The 22,668-nt window shown below is 41.8% G+C and carries 16 protein-coding genes; 10 read left to right on the forward strand and 6 right to left on the reverse strand.

The features are described from left to right. Window positions 1-47: 47 nt before the first annotated feature. The 3 genes from AC1DO4_RS25305 to AC1DO4_RS25315 form a co-directional block, all read right to left on the reverse strand. The gene (locus tag AC1DO4_RS25305) at window positions 48-1,490 is read right to left on the reverse strand and encodes an alpha/beta fold hydrolase (protein ID WP_477420493.1); all 1,443 of its coding nucleotides are present in this window, start codon (window positions 1,488-1,490) and stop codon (window positions 48-50) included. Window positions 1,491-1,555: 65 nt separating this feature from the next. Beyond that, the gene (locus AC1DO4_RS25310; protein ID WP_477420494.1) at window positions 1,556-2,365 is read right to left on the reverse strand and encodes an AraC family transcriptional regulator; all 810 of its coding nucleotides are present in this window, start codon (window positions 2,363-2,365) and stop codon (window positions 1,556-1,558) included. Window positions 2,366-2,574: 209 nt separating this feature from the next. Beyond that, complete coding sequence (locus tag AC1DO4_RS25315) at window positions 2,575-4,350, reverse strand: chloride channel protein (RefSeq protein ID WP_477420496.1); 1,776 nt, start codon at window positions 4,348-4,350, stop codon at window positions 2,575-2,577. A 270-nt stretch (window positions 4,351-4,620) separates the two neighbouring features. On the opposite strand from AC1DO4_RS25315, the gene AC1DO4_RS25320 reads away from it, so the two are divergent. After that, complete coding sequence (locus tag AC1DO4_RS25320) at window positions 4,621-5,799, forward strand: AIR synthase related protein (RefSeq protein WP_477420497.1); 1,179 nt, start codon at window positions 4,621-4,623, stop codon at window positions 5,797-5,799. 179 nt (window positions 5,800-5,978) lie between these two features. Here the strand turns inward: AC1DO4_RS25320 and AC1DO4_RS25325 are convergent, their stop codons facing one another. Next, window positions 5,979-9,314, reverse strand: coding sequence for a TonB-dependent receptor (locus AC1DO4_RS25325; RefSeq protein WP_477420499.1), 3,336 nt, complete (start codon window positions 9,312-9,314; stop codon window positions 5,979-5,981). Window positions 9,315-9,685: 371 nt separating this feature from the next. Here AC1DO4_RS25325 and lpdA point away from each other — a divergent pair, with 371 nt between their 5' ends. Both lpdA and AC1DO4_RS25335 read left to right on the forward strand, forming a co-directional pair. Beyond that, complete coding sequence (gene lpdA / locus AC1DO4_RS25330; protein WP_477420501.1) at window positions 9,686-11,077, forward strand: dihydrolipoyl dehydrogenase; 1,392 nt, start codon at window positions 9,686-9,688, stop codon at window positions 11,075-11,077. A 156-nt stretch (window positions 11,078-11,233) separates the two neighbouring features. Then, complete coding sequence (locus tag AC1DO4_RS25335; protein WP_477420503.1) at window positions 11,234-12,073, forward strand: MBL fold metallo-hydrolase; 840 nt, start codon at window positions 11,234-11,236, stop codon at window positions 12,071-12,073. 81 nt (window positions 12,074-12,154) lie between these two features. Here AC1DO4_RS25335 and AC1DO4_RS25340 read toward each other — a convergent pair whose 3' ends face one another. Then, window positions 12,155-12,358: a helix-turn-helix domain-containing protein gene (locus AC1DO4_RS25340; RefSeq protein ID WP_477420505.1), complete on the reverse strand. Its 204-nt coding sequence runs from the start codon at window positions 12,356-12,358 to the stop codon at window positions 12,155-12,157. A gap of 2 nt (window positions 12,359-12,360) precedes the next feature. Continuing rightward, entirely contained in the window at window positions 12,361-12,543 is a 183-nt protein-coding gene (locus AC1DO4_RS25345) for a hypothetical protein (RefSeq protein WP_477420506.1), read from the reverse strand. Between the two features lie 224 nt (window positions 12,544-12,767). On the opposite strand from AC1DO4_RS25345, the gene AC1DO4_RS25350 reads away from it, so the two are divergent. The 7 genes from AC1DO4_RS25350 to smc all read left to right on the forward strand — a co-directional run bounded on the left by AC1DO4_RS25350 (window position 12,768) and on the right by smc (window position 22,666). After that, window positions 12,768-13,628, forward strand: coding sequence for a sigma-70 family RNA polymerase sigma factor (locus AC1DO4_RS25350; protein WP_295719838.1), 861 nt, complete (start codon window positions 12,768-12,770; stop codon window positions 13,626-13,628). Window positions 13,629-14,454: 826 nt separating this feature from the next. Beyond that, window positions 14,455-14,757, forward strand: coding sequence for a hypothetical protein (locus AC1DO4_RS25355; protein ID WP_477420508.1), 303 nt, complete (start codon window positions 14,455-14,457; stop codon window positions 14,755-14,757). Between the two features lie 3 nt (window positions 14,758-14,760). Continuing rightward, on the forward strand, window positions 14,761-15,426 hold the full coding sequence (locus AC1DO4_RS25360) for an ATP-binding cassette domain-containing protein (protein WP_477420510.1): 666 nt from the start codon (window positions 14,761-14,763) through the stop codon (window positions 15,424-15,426). An 85-nt stretch (window positions 15,427-15,511) separates the two neighbouring features. Further along, window positions 15,512-16,468 carry an aspartyl protease family protein gene (locus AC1DO4_RS25365; RefSeq protein ID WP_477420512.1) on the forward strand — a complete coding sequence of 319 codons (957 nt, stop codon included), beginning with the start codon at window positions 15,512-15,514 and terminating at the stop codon, window positions 16,466-16,468. 1 nt (window position 16,469) lies between these two features. Continuing rightward, window positions 16,470-17,906: a hypothetical protein gene (locus tag AC1DO4_RS25370; protein ID WP_477420514.1), complete on the forward strand. Its 1,437-nt coding sequence runs from the start codon at window positions 16,470-16,472 to the stop codon at window positions 17,904-17,906. 143 nt (window positions 17,907-18,049) lie between these two features. After that, the gene (locus AC1DO4_RS25375; protein ID WP_477420516.1) at window positions 18,050-18,841 is read left to right on the forward strand and encodes a PhzF family phenazine biosynthesis protein; all 792 of its coding nucleotides are present in this window, start codon (window positions 18,050-18,052) and stop codon (window positions 18,839-18,841) included. A gap of 285 nt (window positions 18,842-19,126) precedes the next feature. Then, window positions 19,127-22,666 carry a chromosome segregation protein SMC gene (gene smc, locus AC1DO4_RS25380; RefSeq protein WP_477420517.1) on the forward strand — a complete coding sequence of 1,180 codons (3,540 nt, stop codon included), beginning with the start codon at window positions 19,127-19,129 and terminating at the stop codon, window positions 22,664-22,666. Window positions 22,667-22,668: the final 2 nt, after the last annotated feature.

The following is a 22,668-nucleotide window of genomic DNA, read 5'->3' on the forward strand; positions in this document are numbered from 1 at the left end:
TTTGTTCTGATAAACCATTGTTAATAATTATCAATAAAACACTCCGCTTACTCCACAATCACATCCTTTGACTGTGAAACAAGTTTATTGTAGGGATGATCCATAAACAATTTCAAATAATCAACCCCGTCAGCATAGTAGCCCGGCGCATGTCCTTTATTATGCATTATCAATAACCGGGCATTTGGCATATAACGTTTAATCAGTCTGTTATAAAATGGCCGGCACCACGGATCAATATCCCCGGCCGATATAAGCGCCGGGATGGCAGAATATACCTGCGCTTTAACTATTCCCGGCTCTGGTTTTACTTTCCAGCAATCGCATATGGCATGGGTTACATCATTAAAAGGATAACCGGCCAGCCAGGGCAATATATCGTGCTGCTGTTTTTCTAAAGCCGGATCTGAATACATGATCTGCTCGGTACAATACACTGAATAACGCATTCCTAATGATACCGACTGATCACCGCCAAACGCGCCATCCGCTTGCTCGCGAATATAGGCCTGGTGTTTGCCGCTAATGATATCATTAATAACAACTGGTACTGCACTCACCTGGCCGCTATTTAAGCGATTGACCACAGCATCCAGCAGGTCATTTTTATTGTAGCTGATTTTTAAACTATCGTGACCACCTTTTTCCAGGTAATTAAGCGTAAACTTTTTGYCGCTAACCGTGGTAAAATACTGGTGAAAGCGCGCCTTTAGGTTTGCATAAGCAGGCTTTGCTGCCGAATCGGCTTCGCAATCGGCAAATAGCTGTTCTAATGCTTCATTGATATTTAGTAAGCCATCTTCTTCATAACGCGCAAACCCCGGTAGCGGTGAGTTAAGTATTAAGGCGCGCACACCTTCGGGATGTTTGCGCGCCGCGCTCAGCATCAATCCTCCGCTGTAGGATATCCCTATCAAATTAAGCGAATCCAGGTGCAGGGCCAGGCGCAAGTCGTTAATATCTTCTGCGCTTTCTTCTGTATTATAGGCAGAAAGATCAATGCCCTGGGCTGTGAACCTGTCATGGCAGCGCTTTATTGCTGCAAGTATCAGGCTGTCTTTATTTAGCCCCTTTCTGTAGCTTACTTTAACTGCTTCGTTAACATCCATGCAATCCAGGCAAGGCTGCGCGAGTTTAGTTCCCCGCTGGTCGAAAAAAATAAACCCACCAAACTTTAAAAACCCGGAGTTATAACCAATACTATCGCGGCCGGTAATAGTGCTATAACCAGGGCCGCCGGTTGCATAAAGGGAAATGTTTCGTTTAGCGTCCTGATCAGGTTTGCGGATAAACAAAAAAGGTATCTTTATTTTACGCCCTTGTGGTCTTTGCCGGTTTTCGGGTACAACCAGGTAGCCATATTTGGCAATTAAACGCGCGTCATATTTTATGGCAGAAACGGCCTGCTCTATAACAGGCTGATAGGTTTGACTGTTTGCACCCCGAACAAAAACGAGGGATAGCAGAAAAGCAATTGCAAGTGATTTCATTGAAAATAACAATTTACACAAAGAAATACATTACAACTACCTAAAGAAAGTAAAAAACGGACAATTTACAGTTGGTTGTCTGTTAATTTTTGCCCGGTAAATTTTATTACATCCTTATAAAAATGGCTCATATCATAATAACCATAGTCAAAAGGGATAAAGCTGTTTTTGGCTTTTATAAATTGGGTTAATGCTGCCCGCGCCCTTAGTATCGAAAAATAATTTTTCGGAGAAACACCTACAGTTCGATGAAAATACCGGTTGATAGTTTTAGAACTGATAAATAGCCGCCCGGCTACGGCCGATGTATTCAATTGCATGCCCGTAGCCTGGTACTCGCCTATTGCATCGCTCACCATACCCAGGTAATGATCTTTATGGCTGTTTTTCCTGCAGGCATTTAAAAGGTATTGCTGCATCAGGTTTATCCGTTCTTCAAAAACTATAGGCTGCCTTATTTTAGCTAATAAACTGCCGGGTAAAATTTGCGCTAAATTAATAAGCTTATCTGCCAGGGTAATTTGGTTTAAACMTAAAATCGACTCTAAACCACCCGGATAAAATTTAACGGTAAAAATATTATCTACAGGCTGATTGTGACGCTCAACCGTGTTGTTTCTTAGTATCAGAATATCCTCACCTGCCTTCACCAGGTAACGTGAATGTGCCAAATCAATATAGTAAGGCGCACCAAGATTGATATAAAAAGTAGGTGTCCAGCTGGCAAACATTTTAACAGAGAAATGTTCGTTTTGGAAATATTGCCGGGTTTTAGCTAAAGATGACTCAGAGAAAAACTCAATATAATTGGCCAATTCTTCACAAGGTGTTACAAAATCATATATTTTACGAATATTCTGAAATATCTCGACCATAGCTTAAGCCCCTACTTTGTAAGCAAAGTAAATATAAGTAATCATTCGCTAAACAGCTAAGCAACAATTTGTTTCTTAAAAACTGGCGAATATTCCGAACCTATTTAAATCAGGGGATGCCGCCGATCTCATCGAATCGTAAGATCCGATTGAATGTGACATTCGTTTTAATCCCTGAAATTCGTGCGTAACTAAATTCGTATTTATGCTTACGCAAACAGGTCACTCGCCTTATGCTGTTCAATAATTACCTGGCGATACTTATTCAGCAGCGCCGATTTAGATATAAAACCTATAAACAGGCCATCCTTTATTACAGGTAGCTGCCATACATCAATAGCATCAAAGGTTTCCATTACGGTGCTGGCTGGTTGATCATAATCAATTACGGTTGGCGCGGCAGTCATAATATCGGCAATGGTATCATCGGCAATCTCCTGGTTAAACAGGCGCCGGCGGATATCATCTATCAGCACCACTCCTTCCAGGCGCCCATCCTCCTTTAATACCGGGAATATGTTGGCATCAGTTATAGCCAGGATCTTAAAAAAATCATTAACGGTTGTTTGCTTATCAACCGCCGTGTATTTTTTGTTGATGATGCTATCCATAGCTATAGCATTTAACATGCTGTAATCCTGGCCCGGATGAATATCTTTTTCGTGAATAAGGTGCTGCCAGTAAATATTATGGGGCGATGAAAGACGCGATATGATGTATGATATAGCTGATACGATCATGAGCGGGATAAATAACACGTAGCCGCCCGTAATTTCGGCTATCAAAAATATGGCGGTAAGCGGGGCATGCATTACGCCGCTTAAAGCACCTGCCATACCAACCGCTATAAAATTACTTGTATTTAAATGTACCAATCCGGTAAGGTTTACCCCGTAGGCCACTGCTAAACCTAAAAATGCACCGGTAAACATGGTAGGCGCAAACGAGCCGCCGTTACCACCAGAACCAAGCGTGATACCGCTGGCTATAATTTTCATAAAAACCAGTGCTACAATAAATAACAGCATTAACCACTGGTTGGATAGCCAGCCGGAAAATAACGATTCATCCTTTAGCGCATCAATGTTACCATTTAAAATGTCCTGCAGGTATTGGTAACCTTCGCCAAATAACTGCGGAAATACCATGATAATAAGCCCGAGAAACAAGCCACCTAAAAGTGCCCGCACATAACGGTTTTGTTTTTTCAGGATACCGCCCTCCAGTTTACCCCCTACTTTATTAATGTATATAGCCATCCAGCCACTAAGCAGACCCAGCAAAATATAAAAAGGAATTGCAGGCACTACCCAACCTTCGGTAACCAAATGGAACAACTGCCCCGAGTATAATAATTTGGATACTACCACGCCCGTTGCCGATGCTATTAATAAAGGAATAAACGTGGGGATGGTGATCTCGCCTATTAATATCTCTAACGAAAACAGCACCCCGGCAATAGGGCTGTTAAATACCGCGGCTATCCCTGCCGATGCTCCTGCAGCCAGCAATACCGTTTTTTCATAAGGTGTGAGCTTAAAAAACCTGCCAATGTTTGAGCCTATAGCAGCACCGGTAGCTACAATAGGCGCCTCTAAGCCGGCCGAGCCGCCAAAGCCCACCGTTAATGAGCTTGTTACTATATGCGAATAAATATTATTTACTCTGATGTTCGATCTGTTCTTTTTGATATTGGCCAGGATACTGCCTATTCCCTTTTGTATTTTATCGCGGTTAACAAGATGCTGCCAGGTTACTGCCAGGAAGATACCCAGCGCGGGCAAAAAAACGTAAGCTATATGGTAATACAAGTGCGATGAAATGCGGTGGCTCACATCCTCCATAAAATGCACTAAAAACTTTAACGCGATGGCTGCCAGGCCGCCAAAAAAACCAACAAAAACACTGCAGTAAATTAAAAAGTTCCGTTGACTGTTACGTCTCAGGCGCCAGCGGTTTATTTTATCGGAGAGGGATTTAAGCATAGACACGAATTTCAATACACACGAATTTCACGAATGAGGATGAATTGACACGAATTGATTTACGCCCGAAATCACAAATTTGAATTGACACGAATAAATTTTGACAAACAATCAATGCAGGATTCCGCAAACTTACGAAGTTTAACTCGATAATATTGTTTTTGGCCTCGTTGAGGGCTTCGCCGTTTTAAAAATTAGTAAGTTTTAATTCCTCTTAGTGAAATTCGCCTCAATTCGTGCAATTCGTGTTTGATTAATTTATATTTGCCCATGATTTCTTCGCAAAGATATGATCAAAGAGGTGTATCTGCCTCCAAAGATGATGTACATAATGCTATTAAAAACATTGACAAGGGCATTTTCCCTAAAGCCTTTTGTAAAATAGTACCCGATATATTGACCAACGACGCTGAGTACTGCAATATTATGCATGCCGATGGCGCGGGCACAAAATCATCACTGGCTTATACTTACTGGAAAGAAACCGGCGATATCTCGGTATGGCGCGGTATTGCCCAGGATGCCATTATCATGAACCTCGACGATTTGCTTTGTGTAGGCGCTACTGATAATATCCTGCTATCATCAACCATTGGCCGTAATAAAAACCTGATACCGGGCGAAGTTATTGCCGCCATTATTAACGGTACCGAAGAAATTTTAAGCGAACTGCGCGATGCCGGTATTGGCATTTACTCAACCGGCGGAGAGACTGCCGATGTTGGCGACCTTGTACGCACCATTATAGTCGATTCTACAGTAACTTGCCGCATGAAGCGGGAAGATGTAATATCCAACCACCGCATTCAGCCTGGCGACGTTATAGTGGGTTTGGCGAGTTACGGACAGGCAACCTATGAAAAGGAATATAACGGCGGTATGGGCTCAAACGGGCTTACATCTGCACGCCATGACGTGTTCAATAAAACTATTGCCGATAAATATCCCGAAAGTTATGATGCGGCCATCCCTTATGACCTCATCTTCAGCGGCAGTAAAAACCTTACCGACCTGGTTGACATCGGCAACGGGAAAAGCGTAACAGCAGGCAAACTGGTATTAAGTGCCACACGCACCTATGCTCCAATTATTAAAGCCATATTAGATAAATACCGCGGCAAAATAAATGGTATGGTGCATTGCAGCGGCGGCGCGCAAACCAAAGTGCTGCACTTTATTGATGAGCTGCATATTATAAAGGATAACCTTTTCCCCGTGCCTCCCCTGTTTAAACTTATTCAGCAGGAATCAAAAACCAGCTGGCAGGAAATGTACAAGGTATTTAACATGGGGCATCGTATGGAACTGTATGTACCGGCAGAGATAGCTGAAGACCTGATCAACATTTCTAAAAGTTTTGGTGTTGATGCGCAGATCATTGGCCGGGTTGAAAAGGCCGATACTAAAAAAGTAACCGTAACATCGGAGTTTGGGGTGTTTGAGTATTAGCATCACTTTAAATCTTTTTATTAAACAAAAGAGGCCCTTATTTAAGGGTCTTTTTTGTTTAACAGCATTTAGTCAGATAACGCTAAAGGCATAATTTGCATGAAAAAACAGGAATCAATTAACCAAAAAAATCCCGGACTAATAGCCCGGGATTTTTCAATTTACGTTATCAGGAAAGATTAGTTGAAGATGTATCTAACACCAATCTGAGCCTGGAAACGAGAAAACTGGCTGATATCAGTTTTGTATGATGATGTAACAGGAATGGCGTTATTTGCATCAAGATAAGGGAATGAATAAATTGCCTTACCAGTAGTTGCATCTTTACCCATGTACCTTAACACAGTTGTTGCTCCGTTGTTAAACCCGCTATATGAAACTTGTTGTAAACCCCAGTTTCTGTTTAACAGGTTGGTAAAGTTAATTACATCAAAAGTAACTTCTAACGTATTTTTTACTTTACCTGTTTTGATAAAGAAGTCCTGGGCAAAATGCAGGTCAAGTCTTTTATAGGTAGGCAATATTGCACCATTCCTTTGAGCAAACTGACCTCTGTGCTGGCTAAGATAATTGTCCTGGTTAATAAAGTTATTTAACTGCGTCCATATCTGACCCGGTGTACGTGTATCTACTGTTCCGTTAGCAGCTGTAGGTGCCTGGGTTAATATAATGTCTCCCTGGTTTTTAGGAATAAACATCAAATCATTGGTAGCACCATCGCCGTTAGGGTCATTAGCTGTAATATAAGATATTGCTCCGTTATTAGAAGCTTCGAATATTAAACCCACAGTAGTTGCCAGGTTTTTCGCATATTGCTTACGGTAAGATACGGTAGCAATAATACGGTTTGGCTGAACATATGAGCTGTTTGACAGGTTATCGGTATTAGGATTGCCTGCAACATATCTTGTGCTCCAGATAGTACCTGCGGTTGAACCACCGTCATTCACGTCTTTAGATTTGGTGTAGGTATAAGCTACGCTTGCACCAAAACCATTTGTAAAGTTTTTTTGCAATTGACCGGTCACAAAATATGAAAATCCTTTACTGGTATTTCTCATATAATAAAGACCTGTGATTGATGGGTTGGCAGCGGTAGCTGCAGCTGCAGCAGGCGTTGTATTTTTAGCATCGTAACGTATCTGACCTTCGGGACCAGCGAATGTGCTGAAGCCATCAGAAAGTACTAAGTTTTGGTGATATATAGCGCGGATATCTTTAGTATAAGCACCTTCGATAGTTCCAATGATACCTCCAGGCAATTTTTGATCAACTGCAAGATTTGTTCTCCAGATTTTTGGATATTTCAAATTTGGATCGGCAACATCAAGCTCGTATGATGTATTAGCAGTTGCATTTTTCGGACGGTTTGCATCAATATTTGAGTTAAATATTAATTGCTGATTCGTTGGATCATTAGCTTTTGTAATTGTACGTGAACCAAATAACAAGCCATTGTTTGAAGCCTGGTTAGATATCCATACAAATGGCACAGGGCCGGTAAATAAGCCGGAACCACCACGTACCTGGGTAGAACCATCTCCATTAACATCCCAGTTAAAGCCTAAACGAGGTGAAAGCTGTACCCTGTTTTTTGGTAATTTAGAAACATCAACATGAGTACCGCCCTGGAAAGTTAAGGCAGCAGCATTACTGTTTGCCGCCAAAGTTGTAGGGAATACATCATAGTCAGCTCTTAAACCATAAGTCAATCTGAAATTATCAGTAACATGGAATTTATCCTGGATGTAAACGCTGTAAATAGAAGCTTTGATTTTTGCTAACGGTAATGAACTACCCGAAGCAGGGTAACGCAAAGTATAAGCCTGCGCAGGTAAACCGTTAATGAAATCAGAAGCAGAGTTATAAGTATATAAACCATTATAATCCGGAGCAAAACCATTGGTATAGCTCTGGATTTGATTGCTGGTACCTATTGTAAACTCGTGTTTACCGGAGTATATGGTAAAGTCATCAGCAAACTGCCATATATTAGTAGATAGCAAGTTACCTGCAGTGTATAATTCAGAACCAAAGCTGGTAGCTGTTGCTGTTGCAGCGGTTACCACATTGCCAATTGCATCTGAGGTACCGTTACCAATATCAACCATAGGTAATAAACCAGTTCCTAAAAACGAGCGGTAATCTCTCAATGCTGAATAACCTACTGTAAGCTTATTTGACATTGAATTGCTAACGCGGGTATTTAACTCAATAATACCGATGTTAAAGTTGTTATTGATAGTATAACCAGAGCCCTTAAAAGGCAAGGTATTAGGACCCGGAGCGCGTGTGGTACCATACCCTACTGCGGTTTTACCATCACTATTGCTGATGCCTGAGTTACTGGCCGGTTGATCTTTAAACGATTTTAAATAAAAATACTTAGCGCTCAAAGTATTGTTTTTGTCAATGTTCCAGTCTAATTTAGCTGTTAACTTATCGCTTGAAGTTCTGTAAACATAATCTTGATAAGGACCAGGATTATAGCCAAACTCACCAAGCTTTGTTTTAATAGCCTCAAGTGTGCCTGCCTGAACTGAGGATACGTTAGAACCGCTTAATCCCGCACCGCCTGCTACATACGTAGTTGCAGGTGGCTGGCTTACTCTTTCCTGTTCGCCCGATACAAATAAGAACAATTTGTTTTTGATGATTGGCCCGCCAACGGCAGCACCAACTGTATGGTAATCAAATGGGGTAATAGGCACATTGGTATTACCTGCATGGTAACCTGTTAACCTAACACCACGACCATAATAATAAACAGTACCTTTTACTTCGTTGGTACCTGATTTTACCACGGTATTAACACCAGCACCTGTAAAGTTACCCTGGCGAACGTCATAAGGTGCAATATCTACCTGGATCTGGTCGATCGCATCCAATGAAATAGGCTGAGAACTGGCCTGGCCACCCAAAGTACCTGATAAACCAAATGAGTTATTAAATAAAGCTCCATCAACAGTAATGTTGTTAAAGTTACTGCTGCGGCCGCCAAATGCCAATCCGTTGGCAGATGGGGTTAATTTTGTAAAGTCACTTAACGAGCGGTTTACAGTTGGCAAATTTTCAATTTGTGAACGGCTGATAGTTTCGCGGGCGCCGGTACGTGAAGAGTTGATCACTTTACCTGCAGAAGCTGTAACTTTTACTTCGCCTAAATTGGTAGTATTATCTTCAAGTTTAGCAGCGATCCTTTGATCCTGGCCGATAGATAATGTAATATTGTCCTGAACAAAATCCTTATAACCAATAAAGGTTACTTTAAAGGTGTAAGGACCACCTACCCTTAAGTTGGGGATATTGAAGCGACCGTCTGAACGGCTAACGGTTGGGTACGCAGTACCGGTAGGTACATGAGTGATGGTTACAGTTGCGCCTGGTATAGCACCTTTAGCATCGGTAACGATCCCGTTAACGCTGGCGGTGGTAACACCCTGGGCAGCTGCATTCCTGTTAATAAGGAATGTTAAACCCGTTAATAATAATAAAAGAAGTAGAGGCTTCCTCATAAATTGCTTTTTTTTAATTATATTTTTAGTTAATTAGCCGCAAAGATAAGTAATACACTGATTGTCAATGTTAAGTTTATGTTAACAATTGTTGCATATTTTTCAACATATTGTCATTATTTCACAAATAAATACAAGTAAATAGGTAGATATTATGTGATATTCGTAATTAATCTGTTATTTTATGGAAATAGAAACATGGTGCGGTAAAAATAATATTTTATGGTCCTGGCAATTTGTTCTGTTTTCTCATTTCGCCTGTTTTTACTTAGCTTTGGGCCTTTAAAAATTATAGCGCCTGCGGTAAATAATACATCCCGCTATAATCTGTGCAAAACAAAATTTAGTTATCAAAGTATATCATTAAAAATATGGACTACGATTTAATTGTTATAGGGTCAGGCCCGGGTGGTTATGTAGCAGCTATCCGCGCTTCACAACTCGGTTTAAAAACTGCCATCATTGAAAAAGAATCATTAGGTGGTATTTGTCTTAACTGGGGTTGTATCCCAACCAAAGCTTTATTAAAAAGCGCCCAGGTATTTGAATACCTTAATCACTCGCAGGATTATGGTATTAAAATTAACGGTACAGGCGAAGTTGACTTTGCAGCAGTTGTTAAACGCAGCCGCGGCGTAGCCGATGGCATGAGCAAAGGCGTACAGTTTTTAATGAAGAAAAACAAGATCGATGTAGTTAACGGTTTTGGAAAATTAAAATCGAAAGGTGTTGTTGAAGTAAAGCTGAATGATGGCTCAACCAAACAGATCACCGCTAAACATATCATACTTGCAACAGGCGGCCGCTCGCGCGAGTTACCAAGCCTTAAACAGGATGGTGTTAAAGTAGTTGGTTACCGCCAGGCCATGGTATTGCCCAAACAGCCAAAATCAATGGTAGTAGTTGGTTCGGGCGCAATAGGTATTGAGTTTGCTTATTTTTATAACTCAATTGGCACCAAGGTAACTGTAGTTGAGTTTTTAGATAACATCGTTCCGCTGGAGGATGAAGAAGTTTCAAAAGGCTTGTTCCGCATCCTTAAAAAACAGGGCATCAACATCATGACCAGTTCAAATGTTGAATCTGTAGACACCAGTGGCGAGCTTTGCAAAGTAAACATTAAAACTGCTACAGGCACAGAGGTTATTGAAGCCGAGGTTGTTTTATCGGCAGTAGGGATTTCTACCAACATTGAAGGCATAGGGCTGGAAGAGTTAGGTGTAAAAACCGAAAGAGGCAAAGTACTGGTTGATGACTACTACAAAACCAACGTTGAAGGCGTTTATGCCATAGGCGACATTGTAAAAGGCCAGGCCCTTGCGCACGTAGCATCTGCCGAAGGCATTATCTGCGTTGAAAAAATTGCAGGTCAAAACCCGCATCCTTTAGATTATAACAATATCCCGGGCTGTACTTATTGCTCGCCCGAAGTTGCATCAGTAGGTTATACCGAAAAAGCGGCTAAAGAAGCCGGATACGAGATTAAAGTTGGTAAATTCCCGTTCTCTGCATCGGGCAAGGCAAGTGCTGCCGGCGCCAAAGATGGTTTTGTAAAACTGATCTTCGATGCCAAATACGGCGAATTCCTTGGTGCGCACATGCTGGGTTTAAACGTTACCGAAATGATTGCCGAAGTTGTTACCGCCCGCAAGCTGGAAGCTACCGGTCACGAGATCATCAAATCGGTTCACCCACACCCAACCATGAGCGAAGCTGTTATGGAAGCTGCCGCAGCAGCTTATGATGAAGTAATACACTTATAAGTCAAAAATAAAAAGTCAAAAGTAAAAAGCCGGTCGTTTAGTTGCAGCCGGCTTTTCTTTTGAAGTTACATTGTAAATTAAAATAGTTTCTATTATTACCTTTAATAAACTTGCTAATCCATTTTTGAATTTTGACTTTTGAATTTGACTTAAAATATGAAACTCCACACAATAGATACCGGTTTTTTCAAATTAGATGGCGGCGCTATGTTTGGGGTGGTGCCAAAAACCATCTGGAACAAAACCAACCCGGCCGATAGCAACAACCTTTGTACCTGGGCAATGCGCTGCCTGCTGATAGAAGATGGAAAAAGACTGATATTAATTGATACAGGCATTGGTAACAAACAAAGTGAAAAGTTTTTTAGTCATTATTACCTGCATGGGGATGCTACCTTAGACAGCTCATTAGCTGCTCTTGGCTTCCACCGGGATGACATTACCGATGTGTTTTTAACCCACCTGCACTTTGATCATGTAGGCGGTGCTGTGGCAAGGGTTGATGAAAACCTTTTCCCCGCTTTTAAAAATGCCGTTTACTGGAGCAACCCTAAACACTGGGACTGGGCGGTGAATCCAAACGACCGTGAAAGGGCTTCCTTTTTAAAGGAGAACATATTACCGATACAGGAAAGCGGTCAGCTGCAATTTATCGCTACCCAAGACGGCATAGCTTTTACCGAAGATTTCAAGATCCGTTTTGTATCCGGCCATACCGAGGCCATGATGCTGCCACTGATTAACTATAAAGGCAAAACGATCCTCTACGTGGCCGATCTGCTTCCCTCCGTAGGTCATTTGCCGCTGCCTTATGTAATGGCTTATGACATGTTTCCGCTTACAACGCTTAAAGAAAAAAAGGTTTTCCTGACCGAAGCTTCGGAGAATGATTACATCCTGTTTTTTGAACACGATCCCGTGAACGAATGCTGTACCCTGCAACAAACCGAAAAGGGCATCAGGGTAAAGGACACATTTAAGTTGAACGAGCTATAGTGCTCACCATCCCAACGCTTCCTTAACGGTGAAGCAAGCATTTTTCTTGATACTTGATACTAAATACTTGATACTAACTACTTAATATCTATATTCCAAAATATCTCCCGGCTGGCAGTCAAGCACTTTGCATATAGCCTCAAGGGTTTCCAAACGTATGGCCTTTGCCTTACCTGTTTTAAGGATAGATAGGTTTGATATGGTAATGCCTACCCTATCGCTTAGTTGGTTTAATGACATTTTGCGTTTTGCCATCATTACATCCAGGTTAATGATTATCGGCATGATTAAATAGTCAGGGATCGTTCTTCCTTCAACTTTACTCTCAGGGAAAAAGCGTTGTCATTCAGGTTAATTCCATCACTATAACGCTGTTTAAAACACCCCCGTGCACCGGCAGCAACATTCTGCGGAACAAACAAGCCAAATACTATATAAACCGCCACCGGTAAACTGCGTATTTTTTTCATTACCATATCATTAAATTATATCCAAAGAAAATTATAATTCATTGCAATTCAAAACTTATTTATTGAAAAACAATAAATATTAGTCGGATATCATTTTAAGAAATTTATTTTTTTATTTAGATCACTCACTTGCCATTGTCAAATTATATGTTTTATTTTAGAACAAATTTTTAACTTTATACGTTCTATTCAGAATACAACGGATAGAAAGGTTTATTAAATAGATGAGACAACTCAAAATAACGCAATCCATTACCAATCGCGAGTCGCAATCGCTGGATAAATATCTTCACGAAATTGGTAAAGTTGATCTGATAACTGCCGAAGAAGAAGTAATATTAGCCCAAAAAATACGTGAGGGCGATCAGGCCGCATTAGAGCGTTTAACCAAGACCAATTTACGCTTCGTTGTATCTGTTGCTAAACAATATCAAAACCAGGGTTTAACACTTGGCGACTTAATTAACGAGGGTAACCTTGGTTTAATTAAAGCGGCTAAACGTTTTGACGAGACCAAGGGTTTTAAATTTATATCCTACGCCGTATGGTGGATTCGCCAGTCGATATTGCAGGCTATTGCCGAGCAATCGCGTATTGTACGTTTACCGCTAAACCAGGTAGGCTCATTAAGTAAAATAAGTAAAGCGTTTTCAAAACTGGAGCAGGAATATGAGCGTGAGCCATCGCCGGAAGAGCTTGCCGATATCCTTGAAACCACCGTTGATAAGATCTCCGATACCTTAAGCAACTCAGGCCGCCATGTATCTATGGATGCGCCGTTTGTACAGGGCGAAGAAAACACTTTGCTGGATGTATTGGAAAATCATGAACCGGATACCGATTCGATATTAATTAACGAATCATTATCCGAAGAGATCAAACGGTCGCTATCAACCTTAACCGAGCGCGAGCGCGAGATCATTATATTATTCTTTGGCTTGGGCACCAATCACCCCTTGTCTTTAGAAGAAATTGGCGAGAAATTTAACCTTACCCGTGAGCGTGTACGCCAGATAAAGGATAAAGCCCTGCAGCGTTTACGCCATACTTCGCGCAGCAAAATTTTAAAATCGTACTTAGGCTAATCAACCTCAAAAAATATTAAGAAAGCCATTGGTGAATAGCCAGTGGTTTTTTTGCTTTTATGATAATCTGTCTTTCGGGAGGCACAAATATGTACCCCTACAAAAAAAAGTAAACCTAAGAGGCTGTCTAAAAATGATTTATTAAATGTTTTTACACTTCTAATGAAGCATATATCCATGCGTCATTGCGAGGTACGAAGCAATCCCCACCTTACAGAGTAGCTTTGCAAATCCGATCTGCTTAGTTTGGGATTGCTTCGTACCTCATATGACGGTCTGTTTTTTTATTTTTAGACAGCCTCTTAAATTGAAGCTAAAATTAGCCGGATTTGTGAGATAGGCGGATGATAAGTTTCCAATTAATCCGGCTCTATATATCCCGATATAAATTGATTTTTCTTCAAAAAAGTGTATTTATAGTGAAAACAGGAACACTATATAGAAATTAACTAACAAAGAAAAAAGAAGTAAATCACTTTGCGTTTTTGCGCGAGATAAATTCAGATATCGAACTACAGTCCGTCAGCTTAATTTTAATCATAAGTTAATATTGGGGTTTATAATGTTGATTATCAACAGTATGAGTGTTCCGGTTTTTGTTGATTTTTACAAAGCTTAAGTTGTTGATAATCAGCCACAATGCGTTCCAAAGCGTTCGGGGTGTTCCACTGCACTGAAATGGAACACTTAATAAATCAAATTTAAACAGCTTCTTAGAAGTTGTTTAAAAATGGATCGTCGTTGACGGTGAGGTATAACAATTTTAACCTCATAAAATTTAAACCATCAATTCCCGTTATTTAGCTAACCTGTCATAATTAGTTAAATGATCAACTCCTTAAAAATCACCTGGTATTTTTATAAACCGATACTTGTATGGTGTTTATTGGCCACATTCACCTGTATCTACTACGTGTTTTCCGGTCAGTTAAACATTCCTTTTGCTTACCTGTGCAAATTGTTCAGTTATGCTTCTATCCTGGGTATTCAATATCTAAACTTTAATTCAACAAAAACCTACTTCTATTTCCGCAATGCGGGTTATGGCATAGGTCGCCTGTACGCTTATGTGTTTAGTATCGACCTTATTGCCTTCATTATTCTTTTATCACTATCAACAATCCGCTAAAATTTGGAACCTCTTATACTAAAAACCGACAGCGTATTACTGGAGTTCGACGGCAGAAAGATCCTGCAGGACGTTTACCTGGAATGCAAACAGGGCGAAGTATTGGGCATCCTCGGCCGTAACGGCTGCGGCAAATCGTCTTTATTGCGCATCATGTTCGGTACGCTTACTCCCGCCTATAAGCATATAAGTATCAATGGTGAATACATCAAAAAAGGTTACCGCAATATGCGCATAGCCTATCTGCCCCAGCATAGCTATCTGCCCAATGGCGTCAAAATAAAAAACCTGGCAAAAACCATTATCGACGACCGGTTTTGGGATGATTTTTCGGCACATCCGGTTTACAACAATCATTGTGAAAAAACCGCAGGTGAGCTATCAGGCGGCGAACTGAGGCAGCTGGAAACCCTGATGGTTATTTACAGCAAGGCCGATTTTATTTTGCTGGATGAACCTTTTACTCATATTTCGCCTTTGCAATCAGAAATGTTTAAAGCCATAATTAAAAAATGCGCTAAAGTGAAAGGCATCATTTTAACAGACCACCAGTATTACAACATTTTGGATGTTAGCGACAGGATCATTCTAATAACCAACGGATATACACGCCCCATAAATCATCGCGATGAGCTGGTTACTTATGGCTATGTGAGTCACATTGATTAAATATAGCCGGCTGTAACATATAACCGTTTCGCATTGTCTACTTATAAAAACAGACCCTGTGATGCCGCGGCCGTATTTATATTTGATGATATTGTTATTTTTTGCCAGCTGGCAAAAAGGCCGGTGCAGCGATAAAATATCTGTAGGCGGCATCACTTTCAAAAACGCTATCCGCGACCCCGACCCAGACCCATCCGGTAATTTCAATACACTGGTAGTCCCCATAAAAAGGGCAGGCAACCTCATTATTGTGGAAGCACAGATAGATTCTTTAGCAGGCAATTTTGTGCTGGATACCGGCGCACCCTATCTTATTTTAAACTCCACCTACTTTAGGTATCTGCCTCAGGTAACAGAGCAGGAATCGGCAGGCTTAAATGGTACGGCATCCGTCTCATTTACAACTTATGTATATAATTTTAGTATCCTTGACCTGCATTACCCCAGGCTTACTGCCGACGTTACCGATCTGTCGTCTATTGAAAACAGTCGCAATATTAAAATACTGGGGCTACTTGGTACCAGATTATTTAACAAGTTTGCCATTACTGTAGATCTGTTCAGAAACGTGATGTATATCCATAAACTTAACGAAGACGGCGATATCCCCCAGGGCGAAAAGATTTTTCATGAACCCTGGATGGTTACCCCTTTCAAATATTATAATGATGTGATATTTATTAAAGGTATAGCCAATAACAATCCATTATGGTTTGCCTTTGATACCGGCGCCGAAACCAACCTGATGGACTATGACAGGGTACGAAAACTGCTGCCCGGTATGCAAGTGCTTAACCGTACTAAAACCACCGGGATTGGCGGGTCATCGTTCGAGGTGATATACGCCCGTTTTGATACCCTTAAAATTGGCGACCGGCGATTTATCAAAAACCGGGTATTGCTAACCAGCCTGGATAAAATGGGCAAAGCTTACGGGCATACTGTTGATGGAATTTTAGGATATGATTTTTTTATCCGGGGAGTATTCAGCATCAACTTTGTGAAAAAAGAATTTGAAATGTACATTTACACTAACCAGTAGTATGAAAAAGTGCAGATCGGTCGTTATTGTTTTTTTGTTGCTCACTTGCTTCATTTTTGATGCAAAGGCGCAAAAACGCAGTTCGCTTATTTTAGGTAAAGATCATTTAATGTTGTTGATCGACCTGCGCTCATCAAAACAGGAGTTAGATAGCCTGTTCAAAGCGGCAGGCATAAAAGGTGCAAATTCAGCCGCTATTTTAAAAGGCGATTACTCGGCATTAACAAAAGATGGCTGGAATATCAGCAAACGCTCCATAAATTCAATTCGGTTTAACAGGTCGCTGTCCGATCTGAATGTTAACGCACAAAATAAACCATTCCTGATAACCACCAATCTTTCAAATAATGACGATAACCGACCCGGCTACCCTGCCGATGAGACATTTGGCATTAATAAATTCTCGCAGGTTAATGTTTATGAGCTGCCATCCGGCTTAACCCGTTTTTATTTACCCGGATTATTGAAGGCAAAACGTGTTTTACTATCGGGTAATTTCAATAACTGGAGCACCTTAAAGGGCATAATGATCAAAACGGATAGCGGCTGGGTAGCCGATGTAAAGCTTGCTCCTGGTGTATACGAATACAAATATATTATTGATGGCCGCTGGCAGCGCGACAAGAGCAATCTGCAGCAACACCCGGATGGCTTTAACGATGTAAATTCGGTTTATTACCGGTACAACCACACCTTCAGGCTTCCAGCGTTTGCCGGGGCGCATAAGATCACACTCGCAGGCAGTTTTAATAACTGGGACGCCAATGCTATCATCCTCCAAAAAAAGGGTAACAGCTGGGAAACTAAACTTTACCTGCACGATGGAATGCACACCTACCGGTACCTGGTAGATGGCCAGTGGTTTACAGATCCTGTAAACCCGGTAAAGTTAAAGGATATTGATGGCCATACCAATTCGGTAATAAACCTGGGCGAAACCATTAATTTTAAGCTTAACGGATACGCAAAGGCCCAAAAGGTATATGTGGCAGGCAGTTTTAATAACTGGAAACCCAACGAGATAGCCCTTAAAAAAACAGCAACGGGATGGGTATTACCGTTAATAATACCTGCAGGCAATTATGGCTACAAATTTATTGTTGATGGCAGCTGGATAACCGATCCGCTGAATAAGCGAACTGTTGTGGAAGGAGGAGTAACCAATTCTTTTATAACAGTTAAGCCTAACTATACTTTTAAGCTAAGGGGCTATGGCAATGCCAAAAGTGTGCATATTGCCGGTAACTTTAATGACTGGGACCCCGAAGGCCTGATTCTTGATCATAACGGTGATGAATGGGCCATCAGCCTCAACCTTAAACCTGGCAAATACCGCTATAAGTTTTGGGTCGACGGTAACTGGATCCTGGATCCCGGAAATAAATTATACGAACAAAATGAATATAATACCGGAAATTCCGTTTTATGGATTGAGTAAGAAAGGAGTCAAGAGATTCAAGAGTCAGGATGGGAAACTGTTTGAAGTTTTTATGCTTCGCGCGAGCCAGCTCCATTTTTTTTGATTCTTGATTCTTGACTCTATCTTAATAGAAGTATATTAGCTACACCAGAATAATTTTTATGACTATCCCCATATACCAGGCCGATGCCTTTACTGAAACCCTGTTTGGCGGCAACCCGGCGGCCATTTGCCCGCTTACTGATTGGTTGCCCGATGACACCATGCAAAAAATAGCCATTGAGAACAACCTGGCCGAAACTGCTTTTTTTGTAAAAACAGATACCGGCTACAAACTGCGCTGGTTTACTCCGGAATACGAAATTGATCTTTGCGGTCATGCCACGCTGGCATCGGCACATATATTATTTACCGAGCTGGGTTTCGATGGCGATGCCATCCAGTTTGAAACCGTAAAAGCCGGCACCCTGATTGTAAAACGCGACAGTGATAAATACACCATGGATTTTCCATCCAGGCCACCTATACCAATTGAACCACCAAACGGACTGGCCGAATCGCTTGGCGAAAAGGAGCCGCTGGCCTTTTTAAGATCAAGGGATTACTTCATAGTTTACGAAACCGAGCAGGACATCAGGGACCTTACTCCCGATTTTTTTGCCTTATCAAAAATGGATACCGTAGGCGTAATAGCAACCGCCCCCGGTGATAATTCCGATTTTGTTTCCCGTTTCTTTGCTCCCGGCGCCGGCATCCCCGAAGACCCGGTTACCGGGTCGGCACATTGCAACCTTATACCTTATTGGGCAAAAAGATTGGGCAAAAATAAGCTCCATGCTTACCAGATCTCCGCCCGCCGCGGCGAACTTTGGTGTGAACTAAAAGGCGACCGCGTGCTGATGAGCGGCAAAGCGGTTACTTATTTAAAGGGCGAAATTTCTATTAGTCATTAGTCATTAGTCATTAGTCATTAGTCATTAGTCATTAGTCATTAGTCATTAGTCATTAGTCATTAGTCATTAGTGTCAAGTTGCGGGGCCGCGGTGTTGTTTTAATTAATCTATTTATTTTTTTCACAACCCCTCTCCTGTCCTTTGTCCGAAAGTCCTTTGTCTGAAAGTCCYTTGTCCGAATGTCCCAAAATCCTTCCTCCTTCCTCCTCCTAAAAAAAGTTTAATAAATCATTTTTTTATGATTACTTTGAAGGTTAAATTTTTGTAAGGGATACAACAAAATAAATGCAGCTTACCCGCTTAGAAATCAAGGGCTTTAAGAGTTTTGGAGATAAGATCACCATTAATTTTAATGAGGGTGTAACTGCAATTGTAGGACCCAACGGCTGCGGAAAATCAAACGTAGTTGATGCCATCCGCTGGGTACTGGGCGAACAAAGCACCCGCATGCTGCGATCAGAGAAGATGGATAACGTGATCTTCAATGGAACCAAAAGCCGTAAATCGGCCAACCTTGCCGAAGTTTCCCTTACTTTTGATAATACCAAAAACGTACTGCCTACCGATTACTCGCAAGTTACCCTTACCCGAAAGCTTTACCGCACCGGCGAAAGTGAATACCGCCTGAACGACGTACAGTGCCGCCTGAAAGATATTACCGACCTGTTCCTGGATACCGGCATCGGCTCCGACTCCTACTCTATCATCGAGTTGCGGATGATAGACGAGATCATCACCAACAAGGAAGGTTCGCGCCGGAATTTGTTTGAGGAAGCATCGGGCATCTCTAAATACAAGCTCCGCAAAAAACAAACTTTCAGCAAACTAAAGGATACCGAAGCCGACCTGGAACGCGTGGAAGACCTGCTTTTCGAGATAGAGAAGAACCTCAAATCACTGGAGAACCAGGCTAAAAAAACCGAGCGTTATTACCGCATCAAAGAGCAATACAAATCGCTCAGCATTATGCTGGCATCGTTCAGGATTGTATCTTTCAGCGAATCGTTAAAGAAAATTGAGGACCAGGAGCAGCAGCAAAAAGCCGAAAAAGGAGGTATTGTTGCCCAGATAGATACTTTGGAAGCTGCACTGCAACAACAAAAGCTGGATAGCATCACCAAAGAAAAAAACCTATCTGTACAGCAAAAAACCACCAACGAGTTTGTAGCTAAGATTCGTGCTTATGAGAGTGAGAAAAAGATCAAGAACGAACAGCTCAAATTTCAGCAGGATAAGGAATCAAGGTTAACCGAGGAACTGGATAGGGATAAAAACCAGCTTAACCACGTACTGTATAACATTAAGCGCTTATCCGAAGAAAAAGCATTGGAGGATGAGAGCCTGCAAACCATCCAAAGCCGCTTAGCTGACCTGAAGGAGGCCGTTGATGAGCTGCGTGCACAACAAGCCGATGCCCGCAATGAACTCACAGAGATTACCGGCATCAATACCCGCCTGCAAAACCAGGTCTACAAGGCCGAGAAGGATATTGATATCCTGCAAATTCAGCAACAGGCCCTGGAGCAGGAAAGTCAGCGCAATATGGAAGATACCACCAATAAAGAGGTAGAACTTTCGCATTTTAACCAGGTGGTTGCCGAACTGCAAAACCGTAAGGAAACGCTGGATTATGATTACCAGTCGGCTTTGGATTTTGAGAATAAATTAAAAGAACAGATAGCCGAAACTGATTCGGAACTGAGTTTGGTAAAAGATACCATCATTAAAGAAAGCCGCAAGCTGGATGCCAAACAAAACGAGTACAACCTTACCAAAAGCATGGTGGATAACCTGGAAGGTTTTCCGGAGTCTATCCGCTTTTTAAAGAAAAATGCCGACTGGGCCAAAAATGCCCCCCTGTTTAGCGATGTACTGTTTTGTAAGGAAGAGTACCGGGTAGCCATTGAAAACTACCTGGAACCACTGATGAACTATTATGTGGTTGATAACTATGATGAAGCTATAAAGGCCATACAACTATTGAGTAATGCCGCCCGGGGTCGCGCACACTTCTTTATACTGGAAAACTATGAGGAAGTAATACCTGCTAACCCGGCTTTTGAAAATGCAGGCGCTGTTTCGGCCCTGAAAGTAATAGAGGTTGATAAAAGATATGCCCAGCTATGTAACCATCTGCTTAAAGATGTTTACCTGGTTGATGATGATAAAGACCAGCAGATTAACAATGCCGCCCTGCCCAATGGAGTTGTGTTGATTGGCAAAAGCGGCAAGTTCAATAAATCAAAGCATACCATGGCCGGCGGTTCGGTGGGTTTGTTTGAGGGAAAGAGGATTGGCCGGGCCAAGAATTTAGAGAACCTGGCAAAGGAGATTAAGGGTATCGAAAACCTGGTTAATGCGCAAAAAAGCAAATCGGATGAGTTGCAAAGCAAGCTTTCGGCCCTGCGTTCATCAACCAAAAGCAACGAGATTAATGAACAGCAGATGATCATTAACCGGTTGAATACCGAGCTGATAACCGTAAAGACCCGGCAGGAACAATACCAAACGTTTATTGAGAACAGCCTTAACCGTAAGGATGATATTGCCCGGAAGATTGCCGGCATCAAAGATGAAATGACGGCCCTGCACCCACAGCTTGCCGAGCTAAAAATGCAGAAGCAGATTCAGAGCGATCTGCTGGTTGATAAACAGGCCGCTTTTAACGAGTTGAATGAATATGTATCGGTACAATCAAATGCCTTTAACCAAGAGAATATCCGTTTTCACCAACAGCAAAACAAGGTATCAAGCCTAATAAAAGACCTGGAATATCGCGATACACAACAGGAAAGCCTGGAAACCCGCATCAAACAAAACAGCACCGAGCTGGAGAAAGTAAAGATTGCGATACAGGAAAATCTGAAGCAGGCCGATAACTCCGACGATGACCTGCTGGAGATGTATGAGCAAAAGGAAAACCTGGAAAAAGCCACCCAGCAAGCCGAGCAGGAATATTACCAATGGCGCGGCATTATCACCGAAAACGAAAATGAGATAACCGCGTTAAGACGTAAAAAAGACAACCACGAGGTTATAGAAAACGAACTGCGCGATGAACGTAACAATCTTAAACTGGAACTGAACGCCCTGAAAGAGCGTTTATCTGTAGAGTTTAATATCGACATCGAAGATTTGCCCGAGACCGAAACACCTGTTGAAAGTGAGCATGACCTGCGCGAAAAAGCAGATAAGCTAAAAAAACAGCTGGATGATTTTGGCGCAATTAACCCGATGGCGGTTGAGGCTTATAACGAAATGAACGAGCGTTATACCTTTATCCAGGCGCAAAAGAAAGATCTGAGCGAGGCGAAAGCATCCTTATTAGCCACCATACAGGAGATTGATGATACCGCTAAAGAAAAGTTCATGCACGCCTTTATCATGGTGCGCGAGAATTTTATCAAAGTGTTCCGATCCCTGTTTAATGAGGAAGATTCCTGCGACCTGATCCTGACCGATCCCAACCATCCGCTGGAATCGGATATTGATATCATCGCCAAGCCAAAAGGCAAACGCCCCCTATCCATTAACCAGCTATCGGGGGGCGAAAAAACGCTTACAGCCACCGCGATCCTCTTTTCGCTTTACCTGCTTAAACCAGCGCCATTCTGTATTTTTGATGAGGTAGATGCCCCGCTTGATGACACCAATATTGATAAGTTCAATAATATTATCCGCACCTTTTCCAAGGATTCACAATTCATCATCGTATCGCATAACAAACGCACTATTGCCAGTACCGATGTAATTTATGGTGTAACCATGGTTGAGCAGGGCATTTCGCGTGTGGTACCCGTTGATTTGCGTGAACTTGCAGATTAATT

This window comes from Mucilaginibacter sp. P5_A6 (genome assembly GCF_056400585.1).